Origin of the sequence: Streptomyces sp. YGL11-2, from assembly GCF_050054615.1 — a bacterium.
GTDB lineage: Bacteria > Actinomycetota > Actinomycetes > Streptomycetales > Streptomycetaceae > Streptomyces.
Window position 1 is genome coordinate 207,442 of record NZ_JBNHIN010000008.1, and the last position, 16,942, is coordinate 224,383.

The following is a 16,942-nucleotide window of genomic DNA, read 5'->3' on the forward strand; positions in this document are numbered from 1 at the left end:
CTGGACGCACTTCCGGGCCGTGTCGGAGCGGCCCCGGGGCGCAAGGAACAACTGGCCGTCCACCGACGGCCCTGGAAAGACGACCATGGACAAGGGGTGGCTCAATGAGATCCGTAACCGGGATTGATCGGCGGGTTCTGCGGTGAGGTGGAGGGGTTTTCCCGCCGCGTACTGGTGGGTCTGGGTCGGCAGCCTGATCAACCATGCCGGCTCGTTCGTCATTCCGTTCTTCGCGTACTACCTCACCGGTCAGCATCACTTCAGCCCCTTGCAGGTCGGCTTCGTCGCCACGCTCTACGGGGCCGGCGGAGTGGTGTCGACGGTGGTCGCGGGGGTGGCCGCGGACCGGTTGGGACGACGGCCGACCCTGCTGGTGTCCCAGCTGGTCGCCGCCGCCGCGATGCTCGGCCTGGGTTTCGCGGAAGAGACGTCGCTCATCTCCGTTCTCGCGTTCGTGCTGGGCTTCGCCTCCTACGCGGCCGGCCCGGTCTTCTCCGCGATCATCGCCGACGTGGTGCCGACACAGGACCGCAAGAGGGCGTACGCCATCCACTACTGGGCGGTCAACCTGGGCTTCGCCATCGCCCCCGTCCTGGCCGGCGTCATGGCGGAACACGGATACGTGTGGCTCTTCACCGGCGACGCGATCACCACGCTGGTCTGCGCCGTGCTGATCGCCTGGCGTGTGCCGGAGCACCGGCGGGTTCAGGAGTCCGGCGAGTCGGCCGACGAGACCTCCGCGGACCAGGGGCTGGGCAGCGTGCTGAAGGACCGGGTCTTCGTGGGACTGCTGTTCATCGTGGTCGGGGTCGTCGCGGTCTTTGCGCAGTTCCAGGTGACCCAGCCCATCGCCATGCGCGACATCGGCCTCTCTCCCCTGGTGTACGGACTGGTCAGCGCGGTCAACGGAGCACTCGTCGTGGTGATCCAGCCTCCGGTCACCCGGGTGATCGAGCGCTATGACGACAGCCGCCTGCTCGCCGCCGGAGCGCTCCTCCTGGGCGTGGGCATGGGACTGTCCGCCTTCGCCCACAGCGCCGCACTGTTCGCCGTCTCCATCGCGGTCTGGACGGTCGGTGAGGCGATAGCCATGCCCACCGGCAACGCCATCGCCTCCAAGCTGGCGCCCGATCACCTCCAGGGCCGGTACCAGGGCCTGTACGGGATGGCCTACGCGCTCGCGGTGGTGGTCGGCCCCCTGGGCGGCGGCTGGATGTTCGGCCACTACGGAGGCGTGCCCGTGTGGACGGGCTGCGTGCTGGTGGGCACCGCGTGCGCCATCGGTGCGCTGGCGATCGGCCGCGGAGTGCGTCGACGTGACGTGCCGGGCCACCAGGAACCCATGGCCGCCATCCGGTGATCATGCGACTCATCCCAGGAAGGACGGAACGGTGAGCAGCCCTTTCGAAGACGACAGCGCTCAGTACCGCGTGCTGGTCAATGACGAAGGCCAGCACTCGTTGTGGCCGGTGTTCGCAAAGACACCGGCCGGATGGACCGTGGTACACGGTCCCGCCACGAGGCAGGACTGCCTCGACCACGTCGAGCGGGTCTGGACCGACATGCGACCGGCGAGCCTCGTCCAGGCGATGAACGCGTAACTCCGGGACGGCTTCGCGCCCTCCGGGAAAGCCGTGAACGGGGCGTGTGCGGTGAAGGGCACGCCCCGTTCACGGATATCCGCCGCTCAGCGGCACGGAGGGCCAAGGGCCGCCGGCGGGGATGTTCCGCGGCGGTGTACCGCAGCCCCGTCGGAGCCGATGACATGTGCCGTGCCGTGGGGCCCGTGGCTCAGCCCGCCGTCAACTCCTCCTTGATCGCCACGGCGAAGGCATCCACGTCGGCCTCTGTGGTGTCGAACGACGTCATCCAGCGCACCTCGCCGACGCGCTCGTTCCAGGTGTAGAAGCGGAAGCGCTTCTGGAGGCGCTCGGTCGCGTCCGCGGGGAGGATCGCGAAGACCTGATTGGCCTGCACCGGGCGCGGGATCTCCAGACTCGGCAACTCGCGCACGGCCTCGTACAGGCGCTGTGCCATCGCGTTGGCATGGGCCGCGGAGCGCAGCCACAGGTCACCGCCGAGCAGGGCCTCGAACTGCACGGAGAGGAAGCGCATCTTCGACCCGAGCTGCATGGCGGACTTGCGGATGTGCGGGATCCCGTGCACCGCGGCCTCGTTGAGGACGGTGACCAACTCGCCGAAGAGCAGGCCGTTCTTGGTGCCGCCGTACGACAGCACGTCGACGCCCGCTTCCGTGGTCATCTCCCGCAGCGACACCCCCAGGGTGGCCGCCGCGTTGGCGAGGCGAGCGCCGTCCAGGTGCACCAGCATGCCCAGGCCGTGGGCGTGGTCGCAGATGGCGCGGATCTCGTCCGGGGTGTAGCAGGTCCCCACCTCTGTGGACTGGGCGATCGAGACGACCTTGGGGGTGGCCCGGTGCTCGTCGTCGAAGCCCCATGCCTGATGGTCTATCAGTTCGGGGCTGAGCTTGCCGTCCCGGGTGGGCACGGTCAGTAGCTTGATACCGGCGACCTTCTCGGGCGCGCCGCACTCGTCCACGTGGATGTGCGCGGTGTCGGCGCAGACCACGGCCTCCCAGCGGCCCAGCATGGCTTGGAGGGCGACCACGTTCGCACCCGTGCCGTTGAAGACCGGGAAGGTCCGGGCGGCCGGGCCGAAGTGACCGTGTATCACCTTCTGCAGACGCTCGGTGTAGACATCGGCGCCGTAGCTGATCTGGTGGCCACCGTTGGCCAGGGCGATCGCCTCCAGCACCTCGGGGTGGACGCCCGCGTAGTTGTCGCTGGCGAAGCCGCGTGCGTCCGGGTCGTGTCGTCGCTCTACCGTCATCGTGCTGTGCTCGTCCTTTCGGTCCGACGTTTCCACAGTGTCAGGAGTGGGCCCGGGCCCGGGACTTCTCCAGGCCCCGCACCAGCGGCGGTCCGGCCAGACCCAGCAGTGCGAACAGCACCGCGAGGACCACCCAGCCGGTCGGGGCGGCGCCGACGACGAGCGACGTCATCAGCCAGGGCCCGGCGAACTGCTGGAGACCGCGCCCGAGTGAGAACACCGCCTGGTACTCCCCGTGCCGGCCCTGCGGGGCCAGGCCGAACGACAGCCCCCACGCCGCCGATGCCTGGGACAGCTCGCCCAGGACCAGGATCAGTGCACCGCCGATCAGCACCGCGCTGTCCACGAGCCCGCCGTTCCCCGCGCTCAGCGCGAAGACCAGGCAGGACGCCCCCAGCGCCCAGGGTAATGGAGGGCCATCGTGAAGCTGGGGGTGTAGTCCCGCGTCAGGAAGGCGTCCCGGCGGCCTCTCCGCCGACCGTGATCGACAGTGTGCCGTCGACGGGGCACGCTTCGCCGCCCGCGACCGGAGCGTCCAGGACATGGATTCCCCGCTCGGCGGCCTGGCCGGCCGGCGCGATCGAGGTCTGTGGGGCGATGGTGGACATGTCGATCAACAGGGTTCCCGGCCGGGCATGGGCCAGAATTCCGTCCGGGCCGTAGGCGACCTCCTCGACCTGGGGGAATGCGGAAGCATGGTGATGACGACACAGCACTCCTTCGCAGTGGTGTACGCCCCGCAGCCGTCGGTGCGGGGGGGCTTGTCGTCTTCCTGCCGATGAATGTGTCTGCCCTACTGCGCCTTGTGGGTGGGTGCCGCTTCGGCCAGTGGCGGGGATTGCGGGTCGGGCGCGCTCGGGGTGCGGTCGGGGAGCCGGACGGCCATGACCACGGGCACGACGAAGACGGCGAGCAGTGCGTAGAAGACAGCGGGCAGGCCACTGGAATCGGCCAGCCATCCGAACGCGGGAGAGCACAGGCCGCCGGCTGCCATCGCCAGCCCCAGGGTCAGTCCGCTCGCCGTACCCGGACGATGGGGCAAATAGTCCTGGGCGAGGGTGACTTGCGCGGCGAACGGCAGGAACATCGCCACGCCGAACACCGCCGCACTCAGCACCAGGACCGGGTACGCCGGGGCCCAGGCGATACCCAGCAGGGCGGGCAGCGCCACGAGGTAGCCGACCCGCACCGAGGTCATGCGGCCGTGGCGGTCACCCACCCAGCCGCCCAGCAACGTACCGACCGCACCCGCCGCGGTGTAGGTGCTGAGCACGGCGGCGCCCGCGGCCGTGGACTGGCCCAGATCGCGCTGCGCGTGCAGCGACACCATCGACGTGACCGTGACGTACGGGATGGACCATCCGACGATGACGGCTACCAGGCGGGCGAAGGATCGCCAGTCGTCCGCCCGTCCCGTACCGCCGGTCCCTGTCCTGGCCGATGCGCCGGTGACCAGCGGAGCCGCCGCCATGTGGCCCCGCGCACGCATCCAGGGCCCCTTGAGGCCCCACAGGACGGCCATGACCAGGGCGGGGATCACCAGCAGATAGCTTCCGGCGAACCCCGCCGCCCCGATGACGAGGGTGATCAGCGTCGGAGCGAGAGCGCCGCCGACCGTTCCGCCGACGGAGAAGACGCTCATGGCCTTCTGCGAGGAACCGCCGGCGGCCCGGGCCTGACTGGTCGCGGGCGGGTGGTACGCCGCGATGCCGATCCCCGCCAGCGCCACACATAGCCAGGTGACCAGGTAGTTCCCGGACAGCCCCGCCGCGGCCACGCCGAAGGCCGCGGTGCAGAACCCGGTCGGCACCAGCCAGGACCGTGGCTTGCGGTCGGAGAGCGCACCGAACAGCGGCTGGAACAGGCTGGATATGCCGCTCGCCGCGAACGCCAGGCCGGAGACCGCCGCGTAGCTGTAGTGACGCTCGGACATCAGGAACGGCAGCATCGCGGGGATCGCGCCCTGATAGAGGTCGTTGACCATGTGTGTACCGGCCAGGAAGCCGAGTTGTCCTTTTTTCATGCGGAAACGTCCGCTCACTTTCTCCGTGGGGCTTCGCGGTTCTACGGGGTGGTGCCGGGTGGTTCGGGGTTCTTCGGGTTCGCGGGATCTACGGTCCGGTCGGGCGGTGTGTGCGCACGCTCCACCGCCCGTCGGTGCGCGTGAGGCGAATCGGGTGGTCGAAGCACTTGCTGATCTGGTCGCTGGTCAGGACCTCATCGGCCGGCCCGGAGGCCAGGCAGCGCCCGTCGCGCAGCAGCAGCACATGCGTCGTACCGGGAGGAAGCTCCTCCAAGTGATGGGTGACCAGGACCGATGCCAGCTCCGGGTAGGTGTGCTGGAGCGTGTCGATCCGTTCGATCAGCTGCTCCCGGCCCGCGACATCCAGTCCCGTTGCCGGTTCGTCGAGCAGCAGCAGCCGCGGACTGGGCATCAGCGCCCGCGCGATCAGCGTCCGACCCCGTTCGCCCTGGGACAGGGTCGGCCACCGTGCCGCGCGGCGGTCGCTGAGTCCGAGCAGACCGATGAGGCGGTCCGCCATCGCCACGTGCTCGTCCGTCGGGCTCCAGCGGGGAACGCGTTCGATGGTGTTGGTCAGCCCGGTCAGCACGACGTCCTGGACCTTCAGGGGCGAGCGCAGCGGATGCCGCGGGTCCACGTGGCCGACGTAGGAGCGGAGCTGGCGCATGTCCACCCGGCCCAGCTCGTGGCCCAAGACCTGGACGGTACCCCGGGTGGGATGCGCGAGTGCTCCCAAGAGGCTGAGCAGGCTGCTCTTGCCCGCGCCGTTGGCACCGAGCAGCGCCCAGTGCTCTCCGGGCCGTACGGTCAGCGAGATCTCCTGCAGGAGAGGATCACCGTCGCGGACGAGGTCCACGTTGTTCGCGTGGAGGACGGCAGTCGTGTTCACGGTCAGCTCCGTTCGGGGCGGTTGACGGCGGCCATGACGGCGTGAACCGAGGCGGCCGGAAGATCCCGCCTCGGCGCATCCGCCGGAACATCACCGGACGGGGTGCGCGATGTGGGGAACGTCGGGGTTTCACAGCACGCCACGTGGGAGAACTTCTCTCGGTCGGCCGTTGGACGACCAGCACAGCCTGATACCCCGCTGCGGGGTGCCGGTCGTGTCAGACCCCACAGCGGCAGCCGAGAAGGAGCGGCACGCGCAGCAACACGCCGCGTACGCTAGCCGCAATCAACTCCTCAGACAACCTGAGGGGCTGAGGAACGGGAGTCCGAGTGCCGGCAGGTGTCGTACCGTCAATCGCCTGGTGCGACTGCCTTTGCTCCACAGGCCGTTGGGGGTCCGAGCGAAAGGCTTCCACAGGGCTCGCGCGGCCGGCTCCCGCTTCACCTCGCCTCGGCTCACGCCGAGTACACTCACCAGAAATCATCAGACAACCTGAGAGGTGATTGCGGATGCCGCTCGATGCCCTCCGCCCCAGCCCTCTGATCGAGCAGGCCACCCAGCACCTTCGCGACCAGATCTCCCAGGGGCAGTGGCCGGTCGGGACCAAGCTCCCGGCCGAGACCGCCCTGGCCAAGGCCCTCGGTGTGGGCCGCTCCACCGTGCGCGAAGCCTTGCGCGCCCTGGCCGGCGCCGGTCTGCTGAAGGCCCGTCAGGGTGCCGGCGTCTTCGTCATCGCCACGGAGCCCGAGGAGGACTGGGCCACCCGGCTGCGGCATGCCGCGGTCACCGATGTCTACGAGGTCCGCATGCTGATCGAGGTGCAGGCCGCGCGCCTGTCCGCACAGCGGCGCACCAAAGTCGATCTCGCCGCCATGCGGGCGGCCTTGGAGGCCCGCCGCGCCGCGGCCGACGGCGACGACGCGGCCTTCGTCGATGCGGACATCGCGCTGCACGGGGCGGTGGTCGCCGGAGCGCACAACCCCGTCCTGACCGACCTGTTCGTCGAGTTCACCCCCGCGCTGCGACAGGGGCTGATCGATCTGCTGGACATTCTCGCCCTGCGGGTCCACGAGCCGAATCACGGGGACGAAGCCCATGACGCCCTGGTGCGGGCCATCGAGCGCGGTGACGCCGACACCGCCAGCAGCGTTCTCCAGACCGAGCTGGAACAGACCCTCACCCGCCTCCACCGCCTGTGAATCGCGGCGGAGGCGGGACGGCGCGTCAACCTCCCCGTGGCACGGCCGACTTCACCTCCCAGCGCGCTCACAGCAGGAAGGAGAACCACGGCGATCCCGGCGCGATCCGTTCGATCGTCAAGGGACTTTCCTGCATGCGCCGCAGCAGGCTGTCGAGGTCCTGGGGGCACTCCAACTCGATGCCCACGAGGGCCGGACCGGTCTCCCGGTTGTTCTTCTTGACGTACTCGAAGGCGACGATGTCCTCCCCCTTGCCGAGGACTCCATCGAGGAAGTGTCGCAGGGCACCCGGCTGTTGGGGGAACGTCACGAGGAAGTAGTGGCGCAGGCCCACATGCACCAGGGAGCGCTCCACCACCTCGGCATGGCGGCTCACGTCGTTGTTGCCGCCGGAGACGATGCACACCACCGTGCCCGGCCCCGTCCCCGGCAGGACCTTCCTGGCCGCCACGCTCGCCAGCGCTCCGGCGGGTTCGGCGATGATTCCGTCGCTCTGGCAGAGGTCGAGCACCTCGGTGCACAGCGCGCCCTCGTCGACCGTGACGATCTCGTCCACCAACTCCTTGACCAGCCAAAACGCAGGAGCGCCCACCTTGCCCACCGCCGCCCCGTCGGCAAACGAGTCGAGCGCGGGCAGGGCCACCGGGCCGCCGTGCTCCCAAGCGGCCCGCATGCCGGCGGCGCCGGCCGGTTCGGCGCCGACGATCCGGGTGTGCGGCGAGTGCGCGCGCAGCCAGACGGCGACGCCGCTGATCAGGCCACCACCCCCGACCGGCACCACCGCGGTGTCCAGAGCGCCGTCGGACTGCCGCGTGATCTCCCGGGCGACCGTGCCCTGACCCTCCATGGTCGGCGAACGCCGCCGTCAGGTCATCGAGGCCACCTTCGGGGTGCACATGCTCAGCGGATTCCCAGCTCCGCGAGTACCCGGCGCTGAGTTGGTGCTGGCTCAGCCGGGAAGTAGAGGTAGCAGACACCCCCGGAACCGCTCTTGACCTGGCCTTTCGCGTCGTGGCGCTTCGTCCTGAGCCAGATGGTTTCAAACTGCCGGCGTGGGTAGACGCGGCGGACGGCCGGGTCGTTCGGGGACGCCGGGTCGTTGGCGATGACGTCGCCGGCCTTGGTGAAGCCGATGACGGTCATCAGGTGGCCGGCGGTGCCGTAGCCCGCGCCGTCGAGTTCGGTCTTCAGGAAGGACTGCGAGGTGATGACCGGGATGCCCGCGTGGACCAGGCGCTCGATGTCGTTGAGGGAGGCGAGGCGGGTGACGACGGACTGCATGTCGCGGTAGGTGGCGGCGTAGGCGGCGTTGAAGGGCCAGTTGCCGCAGCCCTTGTACTGGTAGTCGAAGGTGTGGCGGGCGGCGTTGCAGACCTGGGGGTCGGCGTAGGCGGGGTCGACCCAGGCGAGCTGCTCGCGGGTGGGCCGGCGGCCCCAGTACTCGATGATCATCTCGGAGGAGGTGGGGCTGCACCACGCCTCTCCCCCGTTGTCGTACTCGGGGTACTGGCCCTTGTGGATCTCCTGCGAGTAGCGGGGGACGTGCAGCTCGCGGCCGACGGTGCCGGGCCGGGACGCCGGTACGTCGAAGCGGTCGGGGATGTCCGAGCCCATCGCGCCCATCCGCCAGACGGTGGGGGTGAGCAGGGTGGCGGGCCGGCGGTAGAGGGTGAGCCGGAGCTGGTACGCGGCCAGGCGCAGACCGCTCGACGGGGTGTCGATGGCGAGGGTGTCGGTGGAGATGCTGCTCTTGCCGTCCTTCTGGCCGTCGACGGAGGTGCGCCGGATGTCGGCCTCCCCGTCGCCGGCAGTCCAGCGGCCCATCACGTACCAGGGCGTGTGACCGCCGTCGCTGTAGGTGCCGCGCAGCTCCACGGCGATCCAGGTCCCGGCCGGGGTGTGCGCGTTCCAGGAGGCGACGACCTCGGTGGCGGGGACCGCGAGGCGGTGCACCGGCCCGGTCCAGGTGGCGTACTCCCAGGGGGCGGCCCTGCCGGTGTGCGGGTCGTGGTAGACGGCGATGCCGGCGGCACGGCCGATCCCGACGCCGGGGCGGGGCCCGCGCAGGACGGTGGCGCCCTCGCTCCGGCCGTGGTTCCAGTCGGCTGCGGTGGTCCAGGCGTGATAGTCCACGAGGCTCTTCGGTCGGTGCGGGGCGGCGGCTTCGGGCGTGGTGGCGGCGGTCGGGGCCGCCGGGCCGGGCTCGAAGGCGGCCAGCGCCAGGGGGGTGGCGGCGCCCGCCGCGGCGGCGAGCGCGGCGGCCAGGACGGTGCGCCGGGGCGCGGAGCTGGTCATGTGTGGTCCCCCAGTCGGATGCGTACGAGCGGATGGCGGCGTTCGGTACAGAGCGGCATTCGGGCACGTGCATGTCAGCAGGGGTCAACTATCTCCGTTCCACCCGGCCTTCGGAAGCCGGTCCGGCGCGCGTCGCGGCACGAATATTGGTGTGGACCATTGACGTACGCTGACGGCATGGACCCCGCGCTGACCTTGCTCGCCGCCCGACTGCACACCCTTCCGCCGTCCTGCGGACCGGTGCGGCTGATCGCGGTGGACGGGCACGCCGGGTCCGGCAAGACCACCTTCGCCGGCCGGCTGGCCGAGGCACTGGGCGGGGCGCCGGTGGTGCACACCGACGACCTGGCGACGCATGACGAGCTGTTCGCCTGGAGCGACCGGTTCCGCGAGCAGCTGCTGGCACCGCTGTCCCGGGGCGAGCCGGCGCACTACGGGGTCTACGACTGGGTGCGCGGGGAGTTCACCACCGTGCGGGAGCTGCCGCCGGCCCCGGTGGTGCTGGTGGAGGGCGTGGGCGCCGGGCGGCGGGCACTGCGGCCGCATCTGGCGTGCCTGCTGTGGATGGAACTGGCGAGCGAGCATTCATGGGAACGGGGTCAACTCCGCGACGGGCCCGGGCTGTCCGCGTTCTGGGATGGCTGGATCCCGGCGGAGCGGGCGCACTTCGCGGCGGACGCTTCGCGCCCGTACGCCGATCTGCTGGTGCACCAGGGGAAGTTGGGGTACGAGGTGCTCGTGGGTCCCGCCACGAGCCCATGACTGGGCCCGGATTTCACTCTGGGTAGCCGACCATGGCGGACACGCCGCGCATCGCCGACCGGGACCCGCCGAGTCCGCCAACTCGGCTTGACCTGGGGGGCGTACAGGACTTACGTTCTCAATGTGCGGTTCAACGGACCGCCCGCAGACGCGAAGCCCCCGGTTGTTCCCCCGTGATCGGGGGCTTCGTTCTGTGCGGAATCCCCTCCGCCGCCGTCGCCGCACGGCGTCTCCCTCACCCAGGGTCACCGCATTCTTCACGCCGATGCGCCCCCTTCCGCGCCCCCACTTCTGCCCCGTGCGGCCCTCTACGACCTGCGCCGACAGCGCAGGTACGATGCGAGTCTGTGCCACCGCAGGATCCGCACCGGGCTGCGCGGTGACGGCAACTCCCGCCCGCCGCAGGCCGGTTCGGCCAGGGCCGGCCAGGCCCTGGGCCCACGGCCCGGCACACGTCCGGTGGTACACCACGGGGGGACGTTTTGTAGGGGGACGGGATGGATGTCGGCACTCAGGGTTCGCCCGCCCCGGCCGAACTCGCCTGGCTGCGCGCGGTCGACGCCTACACCGTGGGCGCCTACCCCCAGGCCGAGGAGGAGTTCCGGGCCGCGGTACGGCTCGATCCGACGATGGCCGACGCCTGGCTGGGGTTACACGCGCTGCGCGCCGACACCTCCATGGCCCTGCTGCGGATGCACCAGCACCGCGACCGCTTCGGCGAGCAGCGCGCCCGCCACCGACGCACCCTCAACTCCTGGTACTGGCTGGGCTGGTGGGTCCAGCCGGTGCTGGAGACCGGCCGCGACCTACTGCTGGCGCACGCCTCCCATTGGCTCGACGGCCGCCATGTCGCCGAGCTGGACCAGGCGTTGGCCGGCTGCCCGCCGGTGGACACCGACCCCCAGGTCCGCTTCCTGCACGCCTGCCGCGCCTACCTCGTCAAGGACTGGGACCGGCTCGTACGGCACACCGAGCCGCTGCTGGGCGATCCGGTGCTGGGCATCGAGGCCGGGCTGTTCGGCGGGATGGCACGGGTGCGGCTGGAGATGTACGGGCAGGCCGAGCCGCTGCTGTCCGCCGCGCTGATGCGCTGCCGCAGCGAGCAGCCGCAGCGCAAGGAGCTGCGCTACTGGCTCGCCCGCGCGCATGAGGGCACCGGCCGCAGTGCCGCCGCGCTCCCCCTCTACCGGGCGGTGCACCGGGTCGACCCCGCGTTCATGGACACCGCGGCCCGGCTGGCCGCCATAGCGGAGGCGGACGGCCTGGACGAGGGCGCCGATCTCGCGGCGGTCTCCGCCGCGGGCCCGGCCCAGGAGGCCGGCGGTGATCTCGATCCGCTGGCCCCGCTCGATCCGGTCGACGGCCGTGAGCTGCTGGTGGCCGGGGAGGCGGACGGGCTGGAGGGCGAGCCGGCCGGCGGGCTGACCGGGGGCGAGACCGCGGCCCGGGTCAAGTCCGCGGTGCCGGGGCGGCGCGGCGCCGAGCGGCTGCCCGCCGGCCCTGCCGACCCGGTGCTGCTGGAGCGGGCGCTGGCCGAACTGGAGCGGATGGTCGGCATGGAGCCGGTCAAGCGACAGGTGCGGGCGCTGTCGGCGCAGTTGCGGATGGCGCGGCTGCGGGCGAGCCAGGGGCTGCCGGTGGCGCCCCCGAAGCGGCACTTCGTCTTCTCCGGCCCCTCGGGCACCGGCAAGACGACCGTGGCCCGGATACTGGGCCGGGTCTTCTACGCGCTGGGGCTGCTCGGCGGCGACCATCTCGTGGAGGCCCAACGGGCCGATCTGGTCGGCGAGTTCCTGGGCCAGACCGCGGTCAAGGCGAACGAGCTGATCGACTCGGCGCTGGGCGGGGTGCTCTTCGTCGACGAGGCGTACAGCCTGTCCAACTCCGGCTACAGCAAGGGCGACGCGTACGGCGACGAGGCCCTACAGGTGCTGCTCAAGCGCGCCGAGGACAACCGCGACCGGCTGGTGGTCATCCTCGCCGGCTATCCCGAGGGCATGGACCGGCTGCTCGCCGCCAACCCCGGCCTGTCGTCCCGTTTCACCAGCCGCGTCGACTTCCCCAGCTACCGGCCGCTGGAACTGACCAGGATCGGCGAGGTGCTGGCCGCCGAGAACGGCGACCGCTGGGACGACGAGGCCCGCGACGAGCTGTCCAGCATCAACGGCCATGTCGTCGAGCAGGGCTGGATCGACGAGCTGGGCAACGGCCGCTTTCTGCGCACCCTTTACGAGAAGAGCTGCGCCTACCGCGACCTGCGGCTGTCGACCTGGCAGGGCACCCCGACCCGCGACGACCTCGCCACCCTCCGGCTGCCCGACCTGATGCAGGCGTACGGCGAGGTGCTGTCCGGCCGCGGCCCGGGACCGCAGGCACCGCCGAAGGGGCTGGACCTGTAGAGCGGCAGGGCGCGCGCCGGGCCGAAACGGCGGCCGGCGCGCGCCCGGTGGCCGGTCAGCCGGCCAGCGCCGGGTCCTCGGCCGGCCGCGGCGAGCCCTCGCGCGGTTCACCGACCCGCTCGTTGCGCGGCGCCGCGCCGACCGCCGGCCCGGCCCGGTGCGCCGGATCGCGCATCTCGCCGACCAGCATCTCCAGGACGTCCTCCAGCGCCACCAGGCCGAGCACCCGCCCGGCCGGATCGGCCACCGCCGCCAGATGGGAGGCGGCTCGGCGCATCGCGGTCAGGGCGTCGTCCAGGGGCAGTTCGGCGCGGAGGGTGGTCATCGGGTGCCAGATGCGCTGCGGCACCGCCCGGTCCCGCTCCTCCAGGTCGAGCACGTCCTTGACGTGCAGATAGCCCATGTACGTGCCGCCGGGCGCGCACACCGGGAAGCGGGAGAAGCCGGTCCTGACGGTCAGCTGCTCCACCTGGCGGGGCGTCACGGTCGGGTCGACGGTGATCAGCCCGGCCCGGTCGAGCAGGACGTCCGTGACGGGGCGGCTGCCGAGTTCCAGGGCGTCGGACAGCCGCTCCTGTTCGACGGGGTCCAGCAGGCCCGCCTGCCCGGAGTCCTCGACGAGATGGGTCAGCTGCTCGCTGGTGAAGACCGCCTCGACCTCGTCCTTCGGCTCGACCCGGAAGAGCCGCAGCACCCCGTGGGCCAGCGCGCCGAGCAGCGCGGTGACCGGGCGGCACAGCCGGGCGAAGGCGACCAGCCCCGGGCTGAACCACAGGGCGGTCTTCTCGGGCGCGGCCATCGCCAGGTTCTTGGGGACCATCTCGCCGATGACCAGGTGGAGGAAGACCACCAGCGCGAGGGCGATGACGTAGCCGAGCGGATGGATCAGTGCCTGGGGCAGCCGGACGGCCGCGAACACCGGCTCCAGCAGGTGCGCGACGGTCGGCTCGGCGACCGCGCCGAGGGTCAGCGAGCAGACGGTGATGCCGAACTGGGCGGCGGCCATCATCTGCGGCAGGTTCTCCAGGCCGTGCAGCACCCGGCGGGCCCGCTTGGAGCCCAGGGTGGCCAGCGGCTCGATCTGGCTGCGGCGTACCGACACCAGGGCGAACTCGGCCCCGACGAAGAAGCCGTTGGCGAGCACGAGCAGCCCCGCGAAGAGGAGCTGGGCCACGGTCATCGGGCCACCTCCGCACCGGCTCCGACGGGCTCCCGGGGCTTCTCGGCGGCGGGCGCCATCCGTACCAGCCTTATCCGCTCGGCGCGGTGGTGCGAGACCAGCCGCACCCGCAGCCGCCAGCCGTCCAGCTCCGCGGTGTCGCCGGGCGCCGGGATCCGGCCGAGTATGTGCGCGACCAGTCCCGCCACCGTCTCGTACGGGCCCTCCGGGGCGTCCAGGCCGATCCGCCGCAGGGTGTCGACCCGGCAGCCGCCGTCGGCGTCCCACGCGGGGCGGCCGTCCTCGGCCGGGGCCTGGCCCAGTTCGGGCAGGTCCACCCGGTCGTGCTCGTCGCGGACCTCGCCGACGAGTTCCTCGATGATGTCCTCCAGGGTCACCACGCCGGCGGTGCCGCCGTACTCGTCGACCACCACGGCGATCGGCTGCTCGCTGCGCAGCCGTTCCAGCAGCGGCTGCACCGGGAGCGTCTCGGGCACCAGCAGCGGCGGTACCGCTATCCGCAGCGCCGGGGTGCGCAGCCGGTCCTCGGCGGGGACGGCGAGCGCGTCCTTGAGGTGGACCATGCCGACGATCTCGTCCAGCCGGGTGCGGTAGACGGGGAAGCGGGAGAGCCCGGTGGCGCGGGTGAGGTTGACGACGTCCTCGGCGGTCGCGGTCGCCTGGAGGGCGCTGACCCGTACGCGGGGGGTCATCACGTTCTCCGCGGTGAGGTCGCCGAGTGAGAGGGTGCGGACGAACAGATCCGCGGTGTCCTGCTCGATGGCGCCGGCCCGGGCGGAGTGCCGGGCCAGCGAGACCAGCTCGCCGGGGGTGCGGGCGGAGGCCAGCTCGTCGGTGGGCTCCACGCCCAGCGCGCGGACCAGGCGGTTGGCGACGGTGTTCAACAGGCTGATCACCGGCCGGAAGAAGCGGGAGAAGGCGCCCTGCGGGCCGGCGACGAAGCGGGCCACCTGGAGCGGTTTGGAGACCGCCCAGTTCTTGGGCACCAGCTCGCCGACGACCATCTGGACGGCGGAGGCCAGCAGCATGCCGATGACGACGGCGATGCCGGGGACCGCTCCCGTGGGCAGGCCGGTGGCGCGCAGCGGTGCCGACAGGAGCCGGGCCAGCGCGGGCTCGGCGAGCATACCGACCACCAACGAGGTGATGGTGATGCCCAGTTGGGTTCCGGAGAGCTGGAAGGAGAGTTCACGGAGTGCGGAGACGACGGTGCCGGCGCGGCGGTCGCCGCCGGCCGCGGCCCGTTCGGCGTCCGCCTTCTCGACGGTGACGAGGCCGAACTCCGCGGCCACGAAGAAGCCGTTGGCCAGGATCAGCGCGAGTGCCGCCGCGAGCAGGAGCAAGGGGCCGGTCATGCCGCCGCCTCCGTCGTATGCGGGGGATGGGGAGGGGCGGCGCAGGTACTACAGGACGATCCGTCCATTGCCGGAGGGAGTCACTCCTCGGGTTGTCGTGGTCCCACTGAGGGGCGGGGTGCGGGGCGCATCCCGGAGAACAGAGTAAACAGCGGGGCCCGCGTTAGGGCAGGCTCACCCGGCCGTGTGGTCGACGGCACCATGGTTCTCGGCGAGGTCGCGCAGCGCGCGGGCGTCCCGGATGGCCTGGTCCTTCGCGATACCGGGCTGGATTCCCATCGCGGGCAGGCTGGTGCCGTCGGCGAGGTCCAGATGGACCCAGGGGTCGCCGGCCCGGAGGTTGACGCGTACGACCTGGGCCCAGGCCAGTTCGCGCTTGGTGGTGAGGTTGACGACGGTGATGCCCTCCTGCCGCGCGACCACCTTGGGGCGGGCGAGCAGCAGGAGGACGGCGGCCACCACGACGCCGACCACGACGAAGCTCATCCGCTCGCCGCCGCTCAACTTCGGCAGCAGCAGCGCGATCACCACGAGGGCGGCGAGCTGGGCGATGCCGACGGCGTACAGGACGGCCCTGGTACGGGCCGGCCGGAACGTCACCGGGAGGCCGGGCAGCGAGGCGGCGGGAGAGGCGGGCGCGGACACGTGTCGTCTTCCGTCAGGGGGTGTGCGAGTGGCGGCCGGGGGTGCGGGTGCGGTGTCTCAGAGCCGGCAGGCGTGGATGCCGGTGGTCAGGATCGCGCGGGCGCCGAGGTCGTAGAGCTCGTCCATGATGCGCTGGGCGTCCTTGGACGGAACCATCGAGCGGACCGCGACCCAGCCCTCGTGGTGCAGCGGGGAGACGGTCGGCGACTCCAGTCCGGGGGTGAGCGCGACGGCCTTTTCGACCTGTTCGACCCGGATGTCGTAATCCATCATCACGTACCGGCGGGCCACCAGAACGCCCTGCATGCGGCGCAGGAACTGGCGCACCTTCGGGTCGTCGTCCGGTGCGCCGGTGCCGCGGATGACCACGGCCTCGGACTTGAGGATCGGCTCACCGATGATCTCCAGACCGGCGTTGCGCAGGGTGGTGCCGGTCTCGACGACATCCGCGATGATCTCGGCGACGCCGAGCTGGATGGCGGTCTCGACGGCGCCGTCGAGGTGGACGACGGAGGCGTCCACGCCGTTGTCGGCGAGGTGCCGGGTGACCAGGCCGGAGAAGGACGTGGCGATGGTCATGCCGCCGAACTCGCTGACGTCCTGGGCGGTGCCGGGGCGGGTGGCGTAGCGGAACGTCGAGCCGGCGAAGCCGAGCTGGAGGATCTCCTCGGCCGGCGAACCGGAGTCGAGCAGCAGGTCGCGGCCGGTGATGCCGATGTCGAGCTTGCCGGAACCGACGTAGACGGCGATGTCGCGGGGGCGCAGGAAGAAGAACTCGACCTCATTCTCCGCGTCGACCAGGACCAGTTCCCTGCGGTCCTTGCGCTGGCGGTAGCCGGCCTCATGCAGCATCGCCGACGCAGGCTCGGACAGTGAACCCTTGTTGGGGACAGCGATGCGCAGCATGAGAGCGGATTCCTTTGCAGCTAAAGGGAGTTGGTGGCGGAACCGGGGGCGGGATCAGAGGTGGGCGTAGACGTCGTCGAGGGAGATGCCCTTGGCGATCATCATCACCTGGAGGTGGTAGAGGAGCTGGGAGATCTCCTCGGCGGCGGCCTCGTCGGATTCGTACTCCGCGGCCATCCACACCTCCGCGGCCTCTTCGACGACCTTCTTGCCGATCGTATGGACACCCGCCTGCACCAGCTCGGCGGTGCGGGAGGTGGCCGGGTCGCCGGTGGCGGCCTTCTTCTGGAGCTCGGCGAAGAGCTCCTCGAACGTCTTCTTGGACATGATGCCGCCTACCCTACGCGGTGAGGTCACAGCGGCGCGCAGCGCCTCATACGAAGGGTGGTGGTGGGAGACGGGCGGGCGGCGCGCAGCGCCTCATATGAAGGGTGGTGGC

16 protein-coding genes and 1 pseudogene are annotated in these 16,942 nt (G+C 71.2%); 5 read left to right on the forward strand and 12 right to left on the reverse strand.

Annotation, left to right across the window (positions count from 1 at the left end):
* Positions 1-142 precede the first annotated feature (142 nt).
* A complete protein-coding gene (locus tag ACO1BR_RS12360) occupies positions 143-1,360 on the forward strand; it encodes an MDR family MFS transporter (RefSeq protein ID WP_426795098.1) in 1,218 nt (405 codons plus the stop codon).
* A gap of 31 nt (positions 1,361-1,391) precedes the next feature.
* On the forward strand, positions 1,392-1,601 hold the full coding sequence (locus ACO1BR_RS12365) for an MbtH family protein (protein WP_426795099.1): 210 nt from the start codon (positions 1,392-1,394) through the stop codon (positions 1,599-1,601).
* A 190-nt stretch (positions 1,602-1,791) separates the two neighbouring features.
* Here the strand turns inward: ACO1BR_RS12365 and ACO1BR_RS12370 are convergent, their stop codons facing one another.
* The 5 genes and pseudogenes from ACO1BR_RS12370 to ACO1BR_RS12390 form a co-directional block, all read right to left on the reverse strand.
* Entirely contained in the window at positions 1,792-2,850 is a 1,059-nt protein-coding gene (locus ACO1BR_RS12370; RefSeq protein ID WP_426795100.1) for a threonine aldolase family protein, read from the reverse strand.
* A gap of 40 nt (positions 2,851-2,890) precedes the next feature.
* A complete protein-coding gene (locus tag ACO1BR_RS12375) occupies positions 2,891-3,196 on the reverse strand; it encodes a hypothetical protein (RefSeq protein WP_426795101.1) in 306 nt (101 codons plus the stop codon).
* Between the two features lie 115 nt (positions 3,197-3,311).
* Positions 3,312-3,559 (reverse strand): annotated as a pseudogene (locus ACO1BR_RS12380) (NAD(P)-binding domain-containing protein); the annotation flags it as partial.
* 84 nt (positions 3,560-3,643) lie between these two features.
* Positions 3,644-4,873 carry an MFS transporter gene (locus ACO1BR_RS12385; RefSeq protein ID WP_426795102.1) on the reverse strand — a complete coding sequence of 410 codons (1,230 nt, stop codon included), beginning with the start codon at positions 4,871-4,873 and terminating at the stop codon, positions 3,644-3,646.
* Between the two features lie 88 nt (positions 4,874-4,961).
* Complete coding sequence (locus ACO1BR_RS12390; protein WP_426795103.1) at positions 4,962-5,762, reverse strand: ABC transporter ATP-binding protein; 801 nt, start codon at positions 5,760-5,762, stop codon at positions 4,962-4,964.
* Between the two features lie 509 nt (positions 5,763-6,271).
* Here ACO1BR_RS12390 and ACO1BR_RS12395 point away from each other — a divergent pair.
* Positions 6,272-6,961 carry a FadR/GntR family transcriptional regulator gene (locus tag ACO1BR_RS12395; RefSeq protein WP_426795104.1) on the forward strand — a complete coding sequence of 230 codons (690 nt, stop codon included), beginning with the start codon at positions 6,272-6,274 and terminating at the stop codon, positions 6,959-6,961.
* Between the two features lie 67 nt (positions 6,962-7,028).
* Here ACO1BR_RS12395 and ACO1BR_RS12400 read toward each other — a convergent pair whose 3' ends face one another.
* Together ACO1BR_RS12400 and ACO1BR_RS12405 are read right to left on the reverse strand one after the other, a co-directional pair.
* The gene (locus tag ACO1BR_RS12400) at positions 7,029-7,808 is read right to left on the reverse strand and encodes a pyridoxal-phosphate dependent enzyme (RefSeq protein WP_426795105.1); all 780 of its coding nucleotides are present in this window, start codon (positions 7,806-7,808) and stop codon (positions 7,029-7,031) included.
* Positions 7,809-7,861: 53 nt separating this feature from the next.
* A complete protein-coding gene (locus ACO1BR_RS12405) occupies positions 7,862-9,256 on the reverse strand; it encodes a peptidase C39 family protein (protein WP_426795106.1) in 1,395 nt (464 codons plus the stop codon).
* 177 nt (positions 9,257-9,433) lie between these two features.
* Between ACO1BR_RS12405 and ACO1BR_RS12410 the strand changes: the two genes are divergently transcribed.
* Positions 9,434-10,018, forward strand: a complete 585-nt coding sequence (locus ACO1BR_RS12410; RefSeq protein ID WP_426795107.1) for a uridine kinase family protein — start codon at positions 9,434-9,436, stop codon at positions 10,016-10,018.
* A 497-nt stretch (positions 10,019-10,515) separates the two neighbouring features.
* Complete coding sequence (locus ACO1BR_RS12415; protein ID WP_426795108.1) at positions 10,516-12,417, forward strand: AAA family ATPase; 1,902 nt, start codon at positions 10,516-10,518, stop codon at positions 12,415-12,417.
* A 55-nt stretch (positions 12,418-12,472) separates the two neighbouring features.
* Here ACO1BR_RS12415 and ACO1BR_RS12420 read toward each other — a convergent pair whose 3' ends face one another.
* The 5 genes from ACO1BR_RS12420 to ACO1BR_RS12440 all read right to left on the reverse strand — a co-directional run bounded on the left by ACO1BR_RS12420 (position 12,473) and on the right by ACO1BR_RS12440 (position 16,830).
* Positions 12,473-13,597, reverse strand: coding sequence for a hemolysin family protein (locus tag ACO1BR_RS12420; protein WP_426795109.1), 1,125 nt, complete (start codon positions 13,595-13,597; stop codon positions 12,473-12,475).
* Entirely contained in the window at positions 13,594-14,952 is a 1,359-nt protein-coding gene (locus tag ACO1BR_RS12425; RefSeq protein WP_426795110.1) for a hemolysin family protein, read from the reverse strand. Before ACO1BR_RS12425 ends, ACO1BR_RS12420 begins: the two co-directional genes overlap by 4 nt.
* Positions 14,953-15,126: 174 nt before the next feature.
* Positions 15,127-15,597: a PH domain-containing protein gene (locus tag ACO1BR_RS12430; protein ID WP_426795111.1), complete on the reverse strand. Its 471-nt coding sequence runs from the start codon at positions 15,595-15,597 to the stop codon at positions 15,127-15,129.
* A gap of 57 nt (positions 15,598-15,654) precedes the next feature.
* A complete protein-coding gene (hisG, locus tag ACO1BR_RS12435) occupies positions 15,655-16,503 on the reverse strand; it encodes an ATP phosphoribosyltransferase (protein ID WP_426795112.1) in 849 nt (282 codons plus the stop codon).
* A 54-nt stretch (positions 16,504-16,557) separates the two neighbouring features.
* Positions 16,558-16,830, reverse strand: a complete 273-nt coding sequence (locus tag ACO1BR_RS12440; RefSeq protein ID WP_159504879.1) for a phosphoribosyl-ATP diphosphatase — start codon at positions 16,828-16,830, stop codon at positions 16,558-16,560.
* Positions 16,831-16,942 lie beyond the last annotated feature (112 nt).

Coding starts and splice junctions, on each gene's coding strand:
- ACO1BR_RS12370 (WP_426795100.1), bottom strand. CDS start 2,850: ATGACGGTAGAGCGACGACACGACCCGGACGCACGCGGCTTCGCCAGC.
- ACO1BR_RS12385 (WP_426795102.1), bottom strand. CDS start 4,873: ATGAAAAAAGGACAACTCGGCTTCCTGGCCGGTACACACATGGTCAAC.
- ACO1BR_RS12395 (WP_426795104.1), top strand. CDS start 6,272: ATGCCGCTCGATGCCCTCCGCCCCAGCCCTCTGATCGAGCAGGCCACC.
- ACO1BR_RS12400 (WP_426795105.1), bottom strand. CDS start 7,808: ATGGAGGGTCAGGGCACGGTCGCCCGGGAGATCACGCGGCAGTCCGAC.
- ACO1BR_RS12405 (WP_426795106.1), bottom strand. CDS start 9,256: ATGACCAGCTCCGCGCCCCGGCGCACCGTCCTGGCCGCCGCGCTCGCC.
- ACO1BR_RS12410 (WP_426795107.1), top strand. CDS start 9,434: ATGGACCCCGCGCTGACCTTGCTCGCCGCCCGACTGCACACCCTTCCG.
- ACO1BR_RS12415 (WP_426795108.1), top strand. CDS start 10,516: ATGGATGTCGGCACTCAGGGTTCGCCCGCCCCGGCCGAACTCGCCTGG.
- ACO1BR_RS12420 (WP_426795109.1), bottom strand. CDS start 13,597: ATGACCGTGGCCCAGCTCCTCTTCGCGGGGCTGCTCGTGCTCGCCAAC.
- ACO1BR_RS12425 (WP_426795110.1), bottom strand. CDS start 14,952: ATGACCGGCCCCTTGCTCCTGCTCGCGGCGGCACTCGCGCTGATCCTG.
- hisG (WP_426795112.1), bottom strand. CDS start 16,503: ATGCTGCGCATCGCTGTCCCCAACAAGGGTTCACTGTCCGAGCCTGCG.
- ACO1BR_RS12440 (WP_159504879.1), bottom strand. CDS start 16,830: ATGTCCAAGAAGACGTTCGAGGAGCTCTTCGCCGAGCTCCAGAAGAAG.